The sequence below is a fragment of the Acidovorax sp. GW460-11-11-14-LB4 genome (assembly GCF_059423685.1).
In genome coordinates, this window is the sequence record NZ_JBWKYJ010000002.1 from 16,684 (window position 1) to 32,032 (window position 15,349).

Below are 15,349 nucleotides of genomic sequence, written 5' to 3' on the forward strand. Positions count from 1 at the left end.
TCGCCATGCTGGTCCTGCCCCCCGAACTCACCCACCGCCAGGCTACTGCCTGCCTGCACATGCTCAAGCAGGGGTTGCGGGTGCACCGCGACAGCACGGTGGTGGTGGATGCCCATGGGCTGACGGTGTTCGACACCTCGGCCTTGGCCGTGCTGCTCGAATGTCGGCGTGAAGCCCTGTCCGAAGGCAAGCAGTTTGCAGTGCAAGGCATGCCTGCAGGTTTGGCGGGCATGGCAGGGTTGTATGGGGTGGATGCGCTGCTGGTCGCCGCACCTTGATATGAAATAGCTTTCATGGTCCCGGGTGGCTCTGCCCCCAAGCCATGAAACGGAGGGCCCACAGCGCCCGCCAGGGGCCATTGAAGCGGCCGCCCCGCCCGCAGAGGGCTGAGGCCTTAAAATCGAAGGCTTCATGCCCGCAGTCTCCTTCCAAGCCATCTCCAAGACCTTTGCCACGCCCAAAGGCCCTTTTCAGGCACTGAACCAGGTCAATCTGGACATTGAGGAGGGCGAGTTCTTCGGGCTCCTGGGGCCCAATGGTGCCGGCAAAACCACCCTGATCAGCATCCTCGCAGGCCTGGCGCGTGCCACCAGCGGCCGAGTGCTGGTGCAGGGCAGCGATGTGCAGGCCCAGTACGCCGATGCCCGCCGCAAGCTGGGCATCGTGCCGCAAGAGCTGGTGTTCGACCCCTTTTTCAACGTGCGCGAGGCGCTGCGCATCCAGTCCGGCTACTTCGGCGTGAAGAACAACGATGCCTGGATCGACGAGCTGCTCGAAAACCTGGGCCTGGCCGACAAGGCCAACGCCAACATGCGTCAGCTGTCGGGCGGCATGAAGCGCCGCGTACTGGTCGCACAGGCGCTGGTGCACAAGCCGCCCATCATCGTTTTGGATGAACCCACGGCCGGTGTCGATGTAGAACTGCGCCAGACGCTGTGGCACTTCATCGCCCGCCTGAACAAGGAGGGGCACACCGTGCTGCTCACCACCCACTACCTCGAAGAAGCCGAGGCCCTGTGCGGCCGCATCGCCATGCTCAAGGCGGGGCAGGTGGTGGCGCTCAACCGCACCAGCGAGCTGCTCAAGGCCGCCTCGGGCAGCGTGCTGCAGTTCAAGACCGACACGGCCCTGCCGCCCGCGCTGGCTGCCGTGGCACGGGTCACCGGTCGCATCGTCCAGTTGCCGGCGCACGACGCGGCAGAGATCGAAAACCACCTGGCTGCGTTGCGCGTGGCCGGGGTCGAGGTGCAGGACATGGAGATTCGCCGGCCCGATTTGGAGGATGTGTTCCTGCAGGTGATGTCCGGTACATCGGCGTCCAACATCCCGCAGGAAGGGGTGGCGTCCGCCGCCGCACCGGGCCGCCCCAAGCAAGGCGCGGCCCCCTTGGGGGGCAGCGAGGACACGGCAGTGCCGAGCGTGGGGGCACAACGATGACCGGCTGGCAGACTCTGTTCTACAAAGAGGTGTTGCGCTTCTGGAAGGTCAGCTTCCAGACCGTCGCCGCCCCGGTGCTCACAGCTGTGCTGTACCTGCTGATCTTCGGCCATGTGCTCGAAGACCACGTCAAGGTCTACGACCGCATCAGCTACACCGCGTTCCTGGTGCCGGGCCTCGTGATGATGAGCGTGCTGCAGAACGCCTTTGCCAACAGCTCGTCCAGCATCATCCAGAGCAAGATCATGGGTAGCCTGGTGTTTGTGCTGCTCACGCCGCTGTCGCACTGGGCTTGGTTCTGCGCCTACGTGGGCTCGTCCATCGTGCGCGGGCTGGTGGTGGGCCTGGGTGTGTTCATCGTCACGCTGGCGTTTGCGCGGCCCGAATTTGCTGCGCCGCTGTGGATTCTGGCCTTCGCCTTGCTGGGCGCGGCATTGCTGGCCACGCTGGGGCTGATTGCGGGGCTCTGGGCCGACAAGTTCGACCAGATGGCCGCTTTCCAGAACTTCATCATCGTGCCCATGACCTTCCTGTCGGGCGTGTTCTATTCGATCCAGTCGCTGCCGCCATTCTGGCAGGCCGTGAGCCACCTCAACCCGTTCTTCTACATGATCGACGGCTTCCGCTACGGCTTCTTCGGCCAGAGCGACACCTCGCCCTGGCTCAGCCTGGGCATCGTGGGCATCGCCTGGCTGGCCGTGAGCGCCCTGGCCGTGCACCTGCTGCGCACGGGCTACAAAATCCGTAACTGACATGACTTACGCAAAACAAGGTTCAGGCAAGCGCTCCCCTCCAGTGCGAGGCGGTTGTTGCATCCCGATTTGCGTCAGTCCTCATTGATCCAGAGCGCCCCACCATGACCGCTGACCAACTCAAAGACATCATCACCGCTGGCCTGGCCTGCGAACACATCACGCTCGAAGGCGACGGCCGCCACTGGTACGCGACCATCGTCTCGGCCGAGTTCGAGGGCAAGCGCGCCATCCAGCGCCACCAGCGCGTGTACGCCACGCTGGGCGCGAAAATGCACACCGACGAAGTGCACGCGCTGTCGATGAAGACCTTCACCCCGGCCGAATGGGCCGCCCAGGCGCAGTAGCGCCTGCATACCCACTAGAACTCACTTTTTGATAGCTGCTGGCGCATGTTCCACTAGCGCATGCAGCACTTTTGACCCCTATTTTGGTGATTTGAGATGGACAAACTCCTGATTCGCGGCGGACGCAGCTTGCAAGGCGAGGTGCTGGTCTCCGGCGCCAAGAACGCCGCCTTGCCGGAGTTGTGCGCCGCCCTGCTCACGGCCGAGCCCGTGACACTGCTCAACGTGCCCCAGCTGCAGGACGTGAGCACCATGCTCAAGCTGATCCGCAACATGGGTGTGGCGGCGGAGCGGGCCGATGACGGCACGGTGCGCATCAACGCCAGCGCGCTGAGCACGCCCGAGGCGCCCTACGAGCTCGTCAAGACCATGCGCGCTTCCGTGCTGGCCCTGGGCCCGCTGCTGGCGCGCTTTGGCGAGGCCACAGTGTCGCTGCCCGGTGGTTGCGCCATCGGCTCGCGCCCGGTGGACCAGCACATCAAGGGCCTGGCCGCCATGGGCGCCGAGATCGTGGTCGAGCACGGCTACATGATCGCCAAGCTGCCCGTGGGCTGGAAGCGCCTGAAGGGCGCGCGCATCACCACCGACATGGTCACGGTGACGGGCACCGAGAACTTCCTCATGGCCGCTGCGCTGGCCGAGGGCGAGACGGTGCTGGAAAACGCCGCGCAAGAGCCCGAGATTTCGGACCTGGCCGAGATGCTGATCGCCATGGGCGCGAAGATCGAAGGCCACGGCACCAGCCGCATCCGCATCCAGGGCGTGGACCAGCTGCACGGCTGCACCCACCGCGTGGTGGCCGACCGCATCGAGGCCGGCACCTTCCTGTGCGCTGTGGCCGCCACGGGCGGTGATGTGGTGCTGCGCCATGGCCGCGCCGACCACCTCGACGCCGTGATCGAAAAGCTGCGCGAGGCCGGTGCTACCGTGCAGGCGGTCGAGGGCGGCATCCGTGTGCAAACCGCCGGCGGCGCCACGCTCAAGGCCCAGGGCTTTCGCACCACGGAGTACCCCGGGTTCCCTACTGACATGCAGGCCCAGTTCATGGCGCTCAACTGCATCGCCCAGGGCACGGCCACGGTGACCGAGACGATTTTTGAAAACCGTTTCATGCACGTCAACGAGCTGGTTCGCCTGGGCGCCAAAATCCAGGTGGATGGCAAGGTGGCGGTCATCGAAGGAGTGCCCCGCCTGTCCGGCGCCACCGTGATGGCCACCGACCTGCGTGCATCGGCCAGCCTCGTCATTGCCGGCCTGGTGGCCGACGGCGAAACCGTGGTGGACCGCATCTACCACCTGGACCGCGGCTACGACTGCATGGAAGCCAAACTGCGCGGCATTGGCGCCGACATCGAACGAGTAAAAGCATGAGCAGCAACATGATCACCCTGGCGCTTTCCAAGGGCCGCATCTTTGACGAAACCCTGCCGCTGCTGGCCGCTGCAGGCATCGAGGTGCTCGAAGACCCCGAAAAATCGCGCAAGCTCATCCTCCCCACCAACCAGCCCAATGTGCGCGTGGTGCTGGTGCGCGCCACCGACGTTCCCACCTATGTGGAATACGGCGGCGCCGACATCGGCGTGACTGGCAAGGACACGCTCATCGAGCACGGCGGCCAGGGCCTGTACCAGCCGCTGGACCTGCGCATTGCCAAGTGCCGCGTGAGCGTGGCCGTTCGCAATGACTTCGACTACGCCCAGGCCGTCAAGCAGGGCTCGCGCCTCAAGGTCGCCACCAAGTACACCGGCATTGCGCGCGACTTTTTTGCGAGCAAGGGCGTGCACGTGGACATGGTCAAGCTCTACGGCAGCATGGAACTGGCGCCGCTCACGGGCCTGGCCGATGCGATCGTGGACCTGGTCTCCACCGGCAACACCCTCAAGGCCAACAACCTCATCGAAGTGGAGCGCATCATGGACATCAGCTCCTACCTGGTCGTGAACCAGGCCGCGCTCAAGCTCAAGCAGGCGCCACTGCGCCGCATCATCGATGCGTTTGCTTCGGCCATACCGGCCGAAAAGAACTGACCTCCACCCAACGACTGACACTATGACTTTGGTAGCTGCTCCCGCCCGTCTGTCCACCGCTGCGGCCACTTTTGAGGCTGATTTTGCAGCCCGCCTGCATTGGTCTGCCGACACCGACGCGGCCATTGAGCAGCGCGTGGCCGACATCCTGGCCGACGTGCAAAAGCGCGGCGACGCGGCGGTGCTGGAGTACACCGCCCGCTTCGACGGCCTCAGCGCCCCCAACATGGCCGCGCTGGAGCTGACCCAGGCCGACTTCAAGGCCGCGTTCGACGCCATTCCACAGGCTCAGCGCGACGCCCTGCAGGCTGCAGCGAAGCGCGTGCGCAGCTACCACGAAGCGCAGAAGAAGGCCTCGGGCGAGAGCTGGAGCTACCGCGACGAAGACGGCACGCTGCTGGGCCAGAAGGTCACGCCGCTGGACCGTGTGGGCATCTACGTGCCCGGCGGCAAGGCCGCCTACCCGTCGAGCCTGCTGATGAACGCCATCCCGGCCCATGTGGCGGGTGTGCAGGAAATCATCATGGTTGTGCCCACGCCCGTGCGCGGCAGCGTGGCAACCGGCGGAACGGGCGAGGGCACCTCGACGAAGGGCGAGCGCAACGAGCTGGTGCTGGCAGCCGCCTACGTGGCCGGTGTGACCCGTGCCTTCACCATCGGCGGCGCCCAGGCCGTGGCTGCGCTGGCGTATGGAACGGAGACCGTGCCCAAGGTGGACAAGATCACCGGCCCCGGCAACGCCTACGTGGCCAGCGCCAAGAAGCGGGTGTTCGGCACCGTGGGCATCGACATGATCGCGGGCCCGAGCGAAATCCTGGTGCTGGCCGATGGCACCACGCCGCCCGACTGGGTGGCGATGGATCTCTTCAGCCAGGCCGAGCATGACGAGCTGGCGCAGAGCATCCTGCTGTGCCCCGACGCCGCCTACCTCGACGCCGTGCAGCGCGAGATCGACCGCCTGCTGCCTACCATGCCGCGCGCCGAGATCATCGCCAAGAGCCTCACCGGCCGCGGCGCGCTGATCCTCACCAGGGACATGGAAGAAGCCTGCGCGATCAGCAACCGCATCGCACCGGAACACCTGGAAGTGAGCAGCACCGACCCACACCGCTGGGAGCCGCTGCTGCGCCACGCGGGCGCGATCTTCCTGGGGGCCTACACCTCCGAAAGCCTGGGCGACTACTGCGCAGGCCCCAACCACGTGCTGCCCACCAGCGGCACGGCGCGCTTCTCGTCGCCGCTGGGCGTGTACGACTTCCAGAAACGCAGCAGCCTCATCGAGGTGAGCGAGGCCGGTGCCCAGGTGCTGGGTACCATTGCCGCCGAGCTGGCCTATGGCGAGGGCCTGCAGGCCCACGCACAAGCCGCAGAGATGCGGCTGACCACGCCCGTCAAGCCGCGCTGATGGCACCCCGGGGCAGGGCGCCCTGCGTGGGGGCTGCTGTCCTGGGCTGAGGGGGTGCGGCCGGCGCTGCGGTTGTAGAGGGCGCTGGCGGATACGCGGCGCCTTCCACTGCCCGGTGCTGCGCCCAGTTGAGCCGTGCTGGCCGGTGGCCTTCGGCGCTGACGCGCAGCCGCACCGGTCCGGCGAACGACAGGCGCTGTCCAGCCTCCAGAAAATAATCCTCCAGCAGACCATCACAGGTCACCCAGACGCGGCCCTGTTCGACTTCGAGCAGGGCGATCTCGCCCGCGCGGAAGTCCAGCACCTGGACGGCCTGCAGCGGCGGCAGGGGCTGGCGCTTCCATTGCAGGGTGAGGGGCACCGCAGGCTGGGTGGGCAGCGTGGGCGACGGTGGGGTGGGGGTGTGCAGCGTGTTCATGCCTTCACTGTGCGGCCAGCTGCCGTGGGCCACCAGCCACAGGTGCGTGCGATCTGGCCCAGTACAGAACAGCGAACCGGCCCATCTGTACTGTACGCACTGGGCAGTCTCTGTACTGTCTGCCGGCCAAGATGCCAGTACAGAATGCAGCATGGCCACCGATGACGCACCCCCGCTGTACCTTCAAATCGCCGAACAGCTTGCGCAGCTGATCCGCAACGGCACCCTGGCGCGCGGCGAAAAGCTGCCCTCGGTGCGTGAGCTGGCGCGCCAGCACGGCGTGGCGCAGACCACGGTGGTGCAGGCCTACCACTGGCTCGAAGATGCGCGCCTGATCACCGCGCGCCCGCGCTCCGGCTTTTTTGTGGCGGCGCGGCCGGTGAGCCTGCCCGAGCCCAGCACGCCGCGCCCGATGCGCCGCCCCCGCGAGGTGTCGGTGGATTGGCTGGGCCAGCGCATCCTGGGGCGCAACCAGCCGGTGGACATCATTTCGTACAGCAGCGGCACGCCTGGCCCCGAGCTGTTCAACCCTGACCGCGTGCGCCGCGCCGTGGTGCGAGCCGCGCAGCGCCACCGCAACCTGCTGTGCACCTACCCCGGTTCGTCGGGCCATGAGGACGCGCGCCGCGCCCTGGCGCGCTATGCCGTCAGCCTGGGCTGCAGCCTGGACCCCGAGAACATCGTGATCACCGGAGGCTGCATGGACAGCATTGCGCTGTGCCTGCGCGCGGTGACGCAGCCGGGCGACGTGGTGGCTCTGGAGTCGCCCACGCATTTTTCGTTTCTGGAGGTGCTGCAGGGTCTGCACCTCAAGGCGCTGGAGATTCCCACCCACCCGCGCAACGGCCTCTCGCTGGATGCGCTGCAACTGGCGTTGGACACCCAGCCCGTCAAGGCGGTGATGGTGGTGCCCACGCTCAGCAACCCGCTGGGCAGCTGCATGCCCCAGGCCGAGCGCAAGCGCTTGGTGCAGATGGCGGCGCGGTACGACATGGCGGTGATCGAGGACGCGATCTACAACGACCTGGTCGAGGTGGACTAGATGCGCCGCACCGTCAAGTCCTACGACACCACCGGCCATGTGATGCTGTGCGACTCGTTCTCCAAGACGCTGGCGCCGGGCCTGCGCCTGGGCTGGCTGGAGGCCGGCCGCTGGGCCGACAAGCTGCGCGCCATCAAGGACCTGCAGGCGGGCGGCCAGTCCGCCGTGCTGGAACTGGCCCTGGCCGATCTCATCACCCAGGCGGGCCACGCCGCCGCCATGCGCCAGCTGCGCGCGGCCGTGGCGGCGCGCATGGACGAGGTGCGCCATGTGATTGCCGCGCACTTCCCGCAGGGTACCCGCGTGAGTGACCCGCCCGGCGGCCTGCTGCTTTGGCTGGAGCTGCCGCGCGCGCTCGATTCGGTGCAACTGCACGAGGCCTGCCTGGCCCGGCAGATCCTGATCGCACCCGGCACGGTGTTCAGCGCCAGCGGACGGTTCCGCAACTGCCTGCGCATCGGCGTGGGAGGCGACTGGACGCCCGCCCACCTGGAGGCGCTGCGCACCGTGGGTGACATGGCGTGCCAGATGCTGCAAAGCGGGGCACAGCGCAAGGCGGCTTGAATGTGGTGTTTTAATCAACACGAAATTCGTGGCGCACGAAGTTCGTGTAATATTTAACCCATGAAAAACATCACCGTTACCATGGACGACACCGTTGCCGAATGGGTGCGCGTGGAAGCCGCCAAGCGCGGCAGCAGCGTGTCCCGCCTGCTCGGTGAATGGCTGGCCGAAAAGATGCGCCAGGAAGACGCCTATGCCCAGGCCATGCGCGAGGCGCTGAGTTTTGAAAGCTGGGGTGCTTCGAGCGGGCCCTATGTGCCGCGCGAGACCCTGTTTCTGCGCTGAACGGGGCAAAACGCATGGCCACCGTCCCTATCTTTGTCGATACCGAAATCCTGCTCGCCAGCGTGGACGACCGCGATGCCGAGCGCCAGGCGCGGGCGCGCGAATGGATCAGCTTTTGCTGGCAGACGCGCAGCGGCCGCATCAGCTCGCAGGTGCTCAACGAGCTGTACAACCAGGCCATCCAGCGTTTTGATGGCCCCCACGTGCTGCAGCAGGTGCGCGCCCAGGTGCGCCGCCTGCGCGTGTGGCTGCCGCCGCACCTGGACTCCTACACCGTGGACGGCGCCTGGGACCTGCAGGACCGCTACCGCCTGGGCTACTGGGATGCACTCATCCTCTCGTCCGCCCACCAGCAAGGCTGCCGCTACCTGCTGACCGAGGCACTGCCGCACGATCAGCCGATGGACGCCGTGCGCCCCATCAACCCTTTCCTTGTCACCCCCAACGAACTGGACACCACCGAATGACTACTCCCGCGTCGTCCCCCCTCCAGGCCCTGGCCCGCATCCGCCCTGACGTGCGCGCGATGCATTCCTATGTCGTGCAGCCGTCCACCGGCATGCTCAAGATGGACGCGATGGAGAACCCCTTCCGCCTGCCCGCGCATTTGCAGGCCGCGCTGGGCCAGCGCCTGGGTTCGGTGGCACTCAACCGCTACCCCGGCGACCGCATTGCCGACCTGAAGGCGGCCCTGGCGCAGTACGCGGGCATGCCCGAGGGCTATGGCATCGTGTTGGGCAACGGGTCGGACGAGCTCATCACCCTGCTGGCCCTGGCCTGCGCACAGCCCGGCACGGGTCAGCGCGCCACGATGCTGGCACCCATGCCCGGTTTTGTGATGTACCCGCTGTCGGCGCAGCTGCAGGGCCTGGACTTTGTCGGCGTGCCGCTCACGCCTGATTTTGAGCTGGACGAGCCTGCCATGCTGGCCGCCATCGAACAGCACCGCCCGGCCATCACCTACATCGCCTACCCCAACAACCCCACGGCCACGCTGTGGGACGAGGGCGCGGTGCAGCGCATCATCGACGCTGCGGGCGCGCAGGGCGGCATCGTGGTCATGGATGAGGCCTACCAGCCCTTTGCCAGCCGCACCTGGATCGACCGCATGCGTGCCGAGCCTGCGCGCAATGCGCACGTGCTGCTCATGCGCACGCTCAGCAAGTTTGGCCTCGCAGGCGTGCGCCTGGGCTACCTCATCGGGCCCTCGGCGTTCGTGAGCGAGATCGACAAGGTGCGCCCGCCCTACAACGTGAGCGTGCTCAACTGCGAAGCCGCCCTGTTTGCGCTGGAACACGCCGAGGTTTTCGCCGCCCAGGCGGCGGAAATCCGTGCCGAACGCACCACGCTCATCGCCGCGCTGCGCCAGATGCCGGGGGTCGAAAAGTGCTGGGACAGCGAGGCCAACATGGTGCTGATCCGTGTGGCGGATTCCGCCAAGGCCTACGAGGGCATGAAAAACCGCAAGGTGCTCGTCAAGAACGTTTCTACAATGCACCCATTGCTGGCCAACTGCCTGCGCCTGACGGTAGGCAATGCCGAAGACAACGCGCAGATGCTGGCCGCACTCCAAGCCTCCCTATGACTTCCTCCGCACTCGTACCTTCCGCTCCATCGGCCGACCCGATGGCCGACCGCATTGCCGAGGTCAGCCGCAACACCGCCGAGACGCGCATCCGTGTGCGCATCAACCTCGACGGCACCGGCCAGGCCAAGCTGCACACCGGCATCGGTTTCTTTGACCACATGCTCGACCAGATCGCCCGCCATGGGCTGATCGACCTCGACATCGACTGCGAAGGCGACCTGCACATCGACGGCCACCACACGGTGGAAGACGTGGGCATCACCCTGGGCCAGGCCTTTGCACGCGCCGTGGGCGACAAGAAAGGCATCCGCCGCTACGGCCACGCCTACGTGCCGCTGGATGAAGCGCTGTCGCGCGTGGTGGTCGATTTTTCGGGCCGCCCCGGGCTGCACATGGACGTGAAGTTCACGGCCGGGAGCATCGGCCAGCTCGACACGCAACTGGTGTTCGAGTTCTTCCAGGGCTTTGTGAACCACGCGGGCGTGACGCTGCACATCGACAACCTCAAGGGCGTCAACGCACACCACCAGTGCGAGACCATCTTCAAGGCGTTCGGACGCACGCTGCGTGCGGCGCTGGAGCGTGATCCGCGCTCGGCCGGTGTCATCCCCTCCACCAAGGGTTCTCTGTGAATTTTTCAGTCAAATCAGGCGCAAGCGCTTGATTTGTATGCGCTAGCAGCTATGAATATGGAAGCAAAAACAGTGGCGGTCGTGGACTACGGCATGGGCAATCTGCGCTCGGTGTCGCAGGCCGTGCAGGCCGCCGCCGAGGGCACGGGCTGGACCGTGGTCGTCACCCAGCGCCCCGACGACGTGCGCGCCGCCCAGCGCATCGTGCTGCCAGGGCAGGGCGCCATGCCCGATTGCATGCGCGAGCTGCGCGAGTCCGGCCTGCAGGAATCGGTGCTCGAAGCCGCTGCCACCAAGCCGATGTTTGGCGTGTGCGTGGGCATGCAGATGCTGCTGGACCACAGCGCCGAAGGCAACACGCCTGGCCTGGGCCTGATCCCTGGCGATGTGCTCAAGTTTGACCTGGCAGGCCGCACACAGCCCGATGGCAGCCGTTTCAAGGTGCCCCAGATGGGCTGGAACCAGGTGCGGCAGATGCCCCACGCCCACCACGGCGGCGGCGTGCACCCGGTGTGGGCCGGTGTGCCCGACAACAGTTACTTCTACTTCGTGCACAGTTTCTACGCTGTGCCGCAAAATCCTGCCCATTGCGCCGGGCAGGCCGACTACGGCGGTTTGTTTGCTGCCGCGGTTGCACGCGATAATATTTTTGCCACTCAGTTTCACCCGGAGAAGAGCGCGGAGCACGGCCTGGCCCTGTACCGCAATTTTCTGCACTGGAATCCCTGATCCCTTAACCCCCACCCGTTCGGGCCGAGCTGCGTCTCGCCCTTTTTCACCCGAACTTCACCACCATGCTGCTCATCCCCGCCATCGACCTCAAAGACGGCCACTGCGTACGCCTCAAGCAAGGCGATATGGACCAATCCACCACCTTTGGTGAAGACCCTGCCGCCATGGCGCGCAAATGGGTGGATGCCGGCGCACGCCGCCTGCACCTGGTGGACCTGAACGGTGCGTTTGCGGGCGTGCCCAAGAACTACAGCGCCATCAAGTCCATCCTGAAAGAGGTGGGTGACGACATCCCCGTGCAGCTGGGCGGCGGCATCCGCGACCTGGACACCATCGAGAAATACATCGACGGCGGCCTGCGCTACGTGATCATCGGCACGGCGGCCGTGAAGAACCCCGGCTTCCTCAAAGACGCCTGCAGCGCGTTCGGCGGCCACATCATCGTGGGGCTCGACGCCAAGGACGGCAAGGTGGCTACCGACGGCTGGAGCAAGCTCACCGGCCACGAGGTCGTGGACCTGGCCAAGAAGTTCGAGGACTGGGGCGTCGAATCCATCATCTACACCGACATCGGCCGCGATGGCATGCTGTCGGGCATCAACATCGACGCCACGGTGAAGCTGGCCCAGGCTTTGAGCATCCCTGTGATCGCCTCGGGCGGCCTGTCCAACATGGCCGACATCGAGCAGCTGTGCGCCGTCGAAGACGAGGGCGTGGAGGGCGTGATCTGCGGCCGCGCCATCTACAGCGGCGACCTGGACTTTGCGGCGGCACAAGCACGTGCCGACGAACTGAACGGCTGAAACCGATCACCCCCTGAGCGGCTTCGCCGCTTCCCCCAGGGGACGACGCCAGTGGCCTGGCGAAGCCAGTTCCACGGCGTCTGCTGGCCTCGGTAGCGCCTTATCAACGAATCGCTCACTGACATGCTCGCAAAACGAATCATTCCCTGTCTTGACGTCACCGGAGGCCGTGTGGTCAAGGGCGTCAATTTCGTCGAGCTGCGCGACGCAGGCGACCCGGTCGAAATTGCTGCGCGCTACAACGCGCAGGGCGCTGACGAGCTCACCTTCCTCGATATCACCGCCACCAGCGATGGCCGTGACCTCATCCTGCACATCATCGAGGCCGTGGCCAGCCAGGTGTTCATTCCGCTCACCGTGGGTGGTGGCGTGCGCACCGTGGACGATGTGCGCCGCCTGCTCAATGCCGGCGCGGACAAGACCAGCTTCAACTCGGCCGCGATTGCCAATCCTGAGGTGATCAACGCGGTGTCGGCCAAATACGGCGCGCAGTGCATCGTGGTGGCCATCGACGCCAAGCGCCGCTCTGCCGAGGACGCCTTGCGCCTGGGTGCCAACGGCCAGCCCGTGGGTGCGGGCTGGGACGTGTACAGCCACGGCGGGCGCAAGAACACCGGCCTGGACGCCATTGCTTGGGCCACCGAGATGGCGCAGCGCGGTGCGGGCGAGATCCTGCTGACCAGCATGGACCGCGACGGCACCAAGGCGGGTTTTGACCTGGAACTGACCCGCGCGGTGAGTGACGCGGTCAGCGTGCCCGTGATCGCCTCGGGCGGCGTGGGCAACCTTGACCACTTGGCCGACGGCATCCAGACCGGTGGCGCCGACGCGGTGCTGGCCGCCAGCATCTTCCACTACGGCGAATACACCGTGGGCCAGGCCAAGCAGCGCATGGCAGAGCGCGGCATCCCCGTGCGGATGTGATCGGCATTTGCTCCTGATTTGATAGCTTCAAGCGCATGTAATACCTGCGCTTGTAATCAAAAACAATTGAAAAGTGCAGGTGCGCGCCCTGGTTGGCGCTGGCGCGCCACACGGATCACCGACAATGACCCCCATGAACTGGCTCAACGAAGTGAAATGGGATGCGCAGGGCCTGGTGCCCGTGATTGCGCAAGAGCAGGGCACGGGCGACGTGCTGATGTTTGCGTGGATGAACCGCGAGGCCCTGGCGAAAACCGCTGAACTGGGCCGCGCCGTGTACTTCAGCCGCTCGCGCAAAAAGCTGTGGTTCAAGGGCGAAGAGTCCGGCCACGTGCAGACGGTGCACGAGATCCGCCTGGACTGCGACAACGACGTGGTGCTGCTCAAGGTCACCCAGCAGGGCCACGAGCCCGGCATCGCCTGCCACACGGGCCGCCACAGCTGCTTTTTCAGCGTGCTCAAGGACGGTGCCTGGCACGCGGTCGATCCGGTCTTGAAAGACCCCGAATCCATCTACAAGTAATGGCAATGGACGACAAGAGCATGAGTTCCCACGATTCCCTGGCGCGCCTGGCCGCCGTCATCGAAAGCCGCAAGCCCGCCAACGGCGGCGACCCGGCCACCAGCTATGTGTCGCGCCTGCTGCACAAGGGGCCTGATTCCTTCCTGAAGAAGATCGGTGAAGAAGCCACCGAGGTGGTGATGGCCGCCAAGGATGTGGACCACGGCGCCGACAAGTCCAAGATCGTCTATGAAGTGGCCGACCTGTGGTTTCACACCATGGTGGCGCTGGCCCATTACGGGCTCACGCCCGCCGATGTGGTGGCCGAGCTGGAGCGCCGCGAAGGCACCAGCGGCATCGAGGAAAAGGCCCTGCGCAAGGTGGCGGAACGCGCTGCCGAAGAAGGCACGCCGTGAGCGACATCATCGATGTGCAGACCAACGACCAGAAGGCCGAGGACCTCAAGGCCATCGGCTGGGTCAGCTATGTGCTGCACCTGATCGTGGCGCTGGGGGCGGTCATCCCGGGCGCGCAGCCCGGCGCTGCGCTGCTGATCGTGGCGCTGGTGATCGACCTGGTGAAAAAAGGCGATGCCGAAGGCACCTGGCAGGCCAACCATTTCTCATGGCGCATCCGCACCGTGATCTGGGCAGGCGTGCTCTACATCGTCACGGCGCCGCTGTGGCTGCTGTTCTTCCTGCCCGGCTGGATCGCCTGGGGCCTGATCTCCATCTGGTTTCTGTACCGCATCGTGCGCGGCATGGTCGCCATGAACAAGAGCCAAGCCGTGGATGCATGAAGCAGCCCGTCCCCGCCCGCGTCTGAACCTGGCGCTGCAGGGCGGCGGCTCGCACGGCGCGCTCACCTGGGGCGTGCTGGATGCGCTGCTGGAGGACGGCCAGTGGCAGTTCGACGGTGTCAGTGGCACCAGCGCAGGCGCCATGAACGCAGTGGCCCTGGCGCACGGGTTTGCGCAGGCAGCGCAGCAGCACAAGGACCCCGAAGACGCCCACCTCGCAGGCTGCACCCTGGCCCGCGAATCGCTCACCCGCCTGTGGGAAGGGGTGGGCGCGCTGGGCAGCCTGACCTGGGGAACGCCGTTGTCTGCCGCTAATCCGCTGGTGGGCATGATGTCGCAGTGGTTCTCGCCCTACCAGACCAATCCGCTGGGGATCAACCCCCTGCGCAAGCTGCTGGAGCGCGAGGTGGATTTCAGCCTGCTGTGCTCCGCCCGCACCGGCGTGGTCGGCCCCAAGGTGTTTGTGTGTGCCACCAACGTGCGCACCGGCCGGGGCGAGATTTTTTTTGGGCCCCGGCTCAGTGCGGATGCCGTGATGGCGTCGGCCTGCCTGCCCATGCTGTTCAAGGCGGTCGAGATCGAGGGCGAGGCGTACTGGGACGGCGGCTATTCCGGCAACCCCGCGCTGCATCCGCTGATCTACCAGACCGACACCTCGGACATCCTGCTGGTGCAGATCAACCCCGTCGAGCACCTGGACGTGCCCAGCAGCGCCTCCGAGATCATGGAGCGCATGAACGAAGTCACCTTCAACGCCAGCCTGTTGGCCGAGCTGCGCGCCATCGAGTTTGTGCGCCGCCTGCTCGCCGAGGGCAAGCTCGATGCCCGCCGCTACAAAAGCGTGCGCATGCACCGCATCGATGGCGGCTCGGTGCTGGCGCCCTTCGGGGCCGACAGCAAACTGCGTGCGGACCTGGCCTTTGTGCGCAAGCTGTTTGCGCTGGGCCGCACAGCGGGGCAGGAGTGGCTGCACGCGCACCGCAAGGACGTGGGCGTGCGCCCCAGTATCAAGATCGCTGACAATGCCTAGGGATGTCCTGCATAACTCCCTGCGGTCCGTGATAGCGCGGTCTCGGGCGGTCCGCTGCGTTG

At 66.0% G+C, this 15,349-nt stretch carries 19 protein-coding genes and 1 pseudogene; 19 read left to right on the forward strand and 1 reads right to left on the reverse strand.

The window, feature by feature from the left end; translation table 11 throughout:
- The first annotated feature begins 5 nt into the window (after nucleotides 1-5).
- The 7 genes from AC07X4_RS01585 to hisD all read left to right on the forward strand — a co-directional run bounded on the left by AC07X4_RS01585 (nucleotide 6) and on the right by hisD (nucleotide 5,968).
- Complete coding sequence (locus AC07X4_RS01585) at nucleotides 6-278, forward strand: STAS domain-containing protein (RefSeq protein WP_291445503.1); 273 nt, start codon at nucleotides 6-8, stop codon at nucleotides 276-278.
- Nucleotides 279-411: 133 nt separating this feature from the next.
- Nucleotides 412-1,437 carry an ABC transporter ATP-binding protein gene (locus AC07X4_RS01590; RefSeq protein WP_494739028.1) on the forward strand — a complete coding sequence of 342 codons (1,026 nt, stop codon included), beginning with the start codon at nucleotides 412-414 and terminating at the stop codon, nucleotides 1,435-1,437.
- Nucleotides 1,434-2,189, forward strand: coding sequence for an ABC transporter permease (locus tag AC07X4_RS01595; protein WP_056060224.1), 756 nt, complete (start codon nucleotides 1,434-1,436; stop codon nucleotides 2,187-2,189). Before AC07X4_RS01590 ends, AC07X4_RS01595 begins: the two co-directional genes overlap by 4 nt.
- Nucleotides 2,190-2,293: 104 nt before the next feature.
- Nucleotides 2,294-2,536, forward strand: coding sequence for a BolA family protein (locus AC07X4_RS01600; protein ID WP_015012677.1), 243 nt, complete (start codon nucleotides 2,294-2,296; stop codon nucleotides 2,534-2,536).
- Between the two features lie 96 nt (nucleotides 2,537-2,632).
- Entirely contained in the window at nucleotides 2,633-3,907 is a 1,275-nt protein-coding gene (murA, locus tag AC07X4_RS01605) for a UDP-N-acetylglucosamine 1-carboxyvinyltransferase (protein WP_494739029.1), read from the forward strand.
- On the forward strand, nucleotides 3,904-4,563 hold the full coding sequence (hisG, locus tag AC07X4_RS01610) for an ATP phosphoribosyltransferase (protein ID WP_233584296.1): 660 nt from the start codon (nucleotides 3,904-3,906) through the stop codon (nucleotides 4,561-4,563). Before murA ends, hisG begins: the two co-directional genes overlap by 4 nt.
- Nucleotides 4,564-4,585: 22 nt before the next feature.
- Entirely contained in the window at nucleotides 4,586-5,968 is a 1,383-nt protein-coding gene (gene hisD, locus AC07X4_RS01615; RefSeq protein ID WP_494739030.1) for a histidinol dehydrogenase, read from the forward strand.
- Here the strand turns inward: hisD and AC07X4_RS01620 are convergent.
- Nucleotides 5,955-6,386, reverse strand: a complete 432-nt coding sequence (locus AC07X4_RS01620; protein ID WP_099732211.1) for a DUF2917 domain-containing protein — start codon at nucleotides 6,384-6,386, stop codon at nucleotides 5,955-5,957. The two genes, hisD and AC07X4_RS01620, sit on opposite strands and share 14 nt — an antisense overlap.
- 151 nt (nucleotides 6,387-6,537) lie before the next feature.
- Between AC07X4_RS01620 and AC07X4_RS01625 the strand changes: the two are divergent.
- The 12 genes and pseudogenes from AC07X4_RS01625 to AC07X4_RS01680 all read left to right on the forward strand — a co-directional run bounded on the left by AC07X4_RS01625 (nucleotide 6,538) and on the right by AC07X4_RS01680 (nucleotide 15,287).
- Nucleotides 6,538-7,992 (forward strand): annotated as a pseudogene (locus AC07X4_RS01625) (aminotransferase-like domain-containing protein).
- A gap of 60 nt (nucleotides 7,993-8,052) precedes the next feature.
- The gene (locus AC07X4_RS01630) at nucleotides 8,053-8,277 is read left to right on the forward strand and encodes a CopG family transcriptional regulator (RefSeq protein WP_069103652.1); all 225 of its coding nucleotides are present in this window, start codon (nucleotides 8,053-8,055) and stop codon (nucleotides 8,275-8,277) included.
- Nucleotides 8,278-8,291: 14 nt separating this feature from the next.
- The gene (locus AC07X4_RS01635) at nucleotides 8,292-8,744 is read left to right on the forward strand and encodes a PIN domain-containing protein (protein ID WP_056060234.1); all 453 of its coding nucleotides are present in this window, start codon (nucleotides 8,292-8,294) and stop codon (nucleotides 8,742-8,744) included.
- On the forward strand, nucleotides 8,741-9,862 hold the full coding sequence (hisC, locus tag AC07X4_RS01640) for a histidinol-phosphate transaminase (RefSeq protein WP_260666391.1): 1,122 nt from the start codon (nucleotides 8,741-8,743) through the stop codon (nucleotides 9,860-9,862). Before AC07X4_RS01635 ends, hisC begins: the two co-directional genes overlap by 4 nt.
- Nucleotides 9,859-10,497, forward strand: coding sequence for an imidazoleglycerol-phosphate dehydratase HisB (hisB, locus tag AC07X4_RS01645; protein ID WP_056747259.1), 639 nt, complete (start codon nucleotides 9,859-9,861; stop codon nucleotides 10,495-10,497). The genes hisC and hisB overlap by 4 nt, the downstream gene beginning before the upstream one ends.
- A gap of 51 nt (nucleotides 10,498-10,548) precedes the next feature.
- Nucleotides 10,549-11,226 (forward strand): imidazole glycerol phosphate synthase subunit HisH, encoded by a 678-nt coding sequence (gene hisH, locus AC07X4_RS01650; protein WP_099731109.1) that lies wholly within the window; start codon nucleotides 10,549-10,551, stop codon nucleotides 11,224-11,226.
- Nucleotides 11,227-11,291: 65 nt separating this feature from the next.
- Nucleotides 11,292-12,032 (forward strand): 1-(5-phosphoribosyl)-5-[(5-phosphoribosylamino)methylideneamino]imidazole-4-carboxamide isomerase, encoded by a 741-nt coding sequence (gene hisA / locus AC07X4_RS01655; RefSeq protein ID WP_056060243.1) that lies wholly within the window; start codon nucleotides 11,292-11,294, stop codon nucleotides 12,030-12,032.
- Between the two features lie 123 nt (nucleotides 12,033-12,155).
- On the forward strand, nucleotides 12,156-12,956 hold the full coding sequence (gene hisF, locus AC07X4_RS01660; RefSeq protein WP_056747261.1) for an imidazole glycerol phosphate synthase subunit HisF: 801 nt from the start codon (nucleotides 12,156-12,158) through the stop codon (nucleotides 12,954-12,956).
- 124 nt (nucleotides 12,957-13,080) lie between these two features.
- Nucleotides 13,081-13,479, forward strand: a complete 399-nt coding sequence (gene hisI / locus AC07X4_RS01665; protein ID WP_494739031.1) for a phosphoribosyl-AMP cyclohydrolase — start codon at nucleotides 13,081-13,083, stop codon at nucleotides 13,477-13,479.
- A gap of 20 nt (nucleotides 13,480-13,499) precedes the next feature.
- Nucleotides 13,500-13,874, forward strand: a complete 375-nt coding sequence (locus tag AC07X4_RS01670; protein WP_056062032.1) for a phosphoribosyl-ATP diphosphatase — start codon at nucleotides 13,500-13,502, stop codon at nucleotides 13,872-13,874.
- Entirely contained in the window at nucleotides 13,871-14,257 is a 387-nt protein-coding gene (locus AC07X4_RS01675; RefSeq protein ID WP_056060250.1) for a DUF4870 family protein, read from the forward strand. The genes AC07X4_RS01670 and AC07X4_RS01675 overlap by 4 nt, the downstream gene beginning before the upstream one ends.
- The gene (locus AC07X4_RS01680; protein WP_116749031.1) at nucleotides 14,250-15,287 is read left to right on the forward strand and encodes a patatin-like phospholipase family protein; all 1,038 of its coding nucleotides are present in this window, start codon (nucleotides 14,250-14,252) and stop codon (nucleotides 15,285-15,287) included. Before AC07X4_RS01675 ends, AC07X4_RS01680 begins: the two co-directional genes overlap by 8 nt.
- The last annotated feature ends 62 nt before the right edge of the window (nucleotides 15,288-15,349 follow it).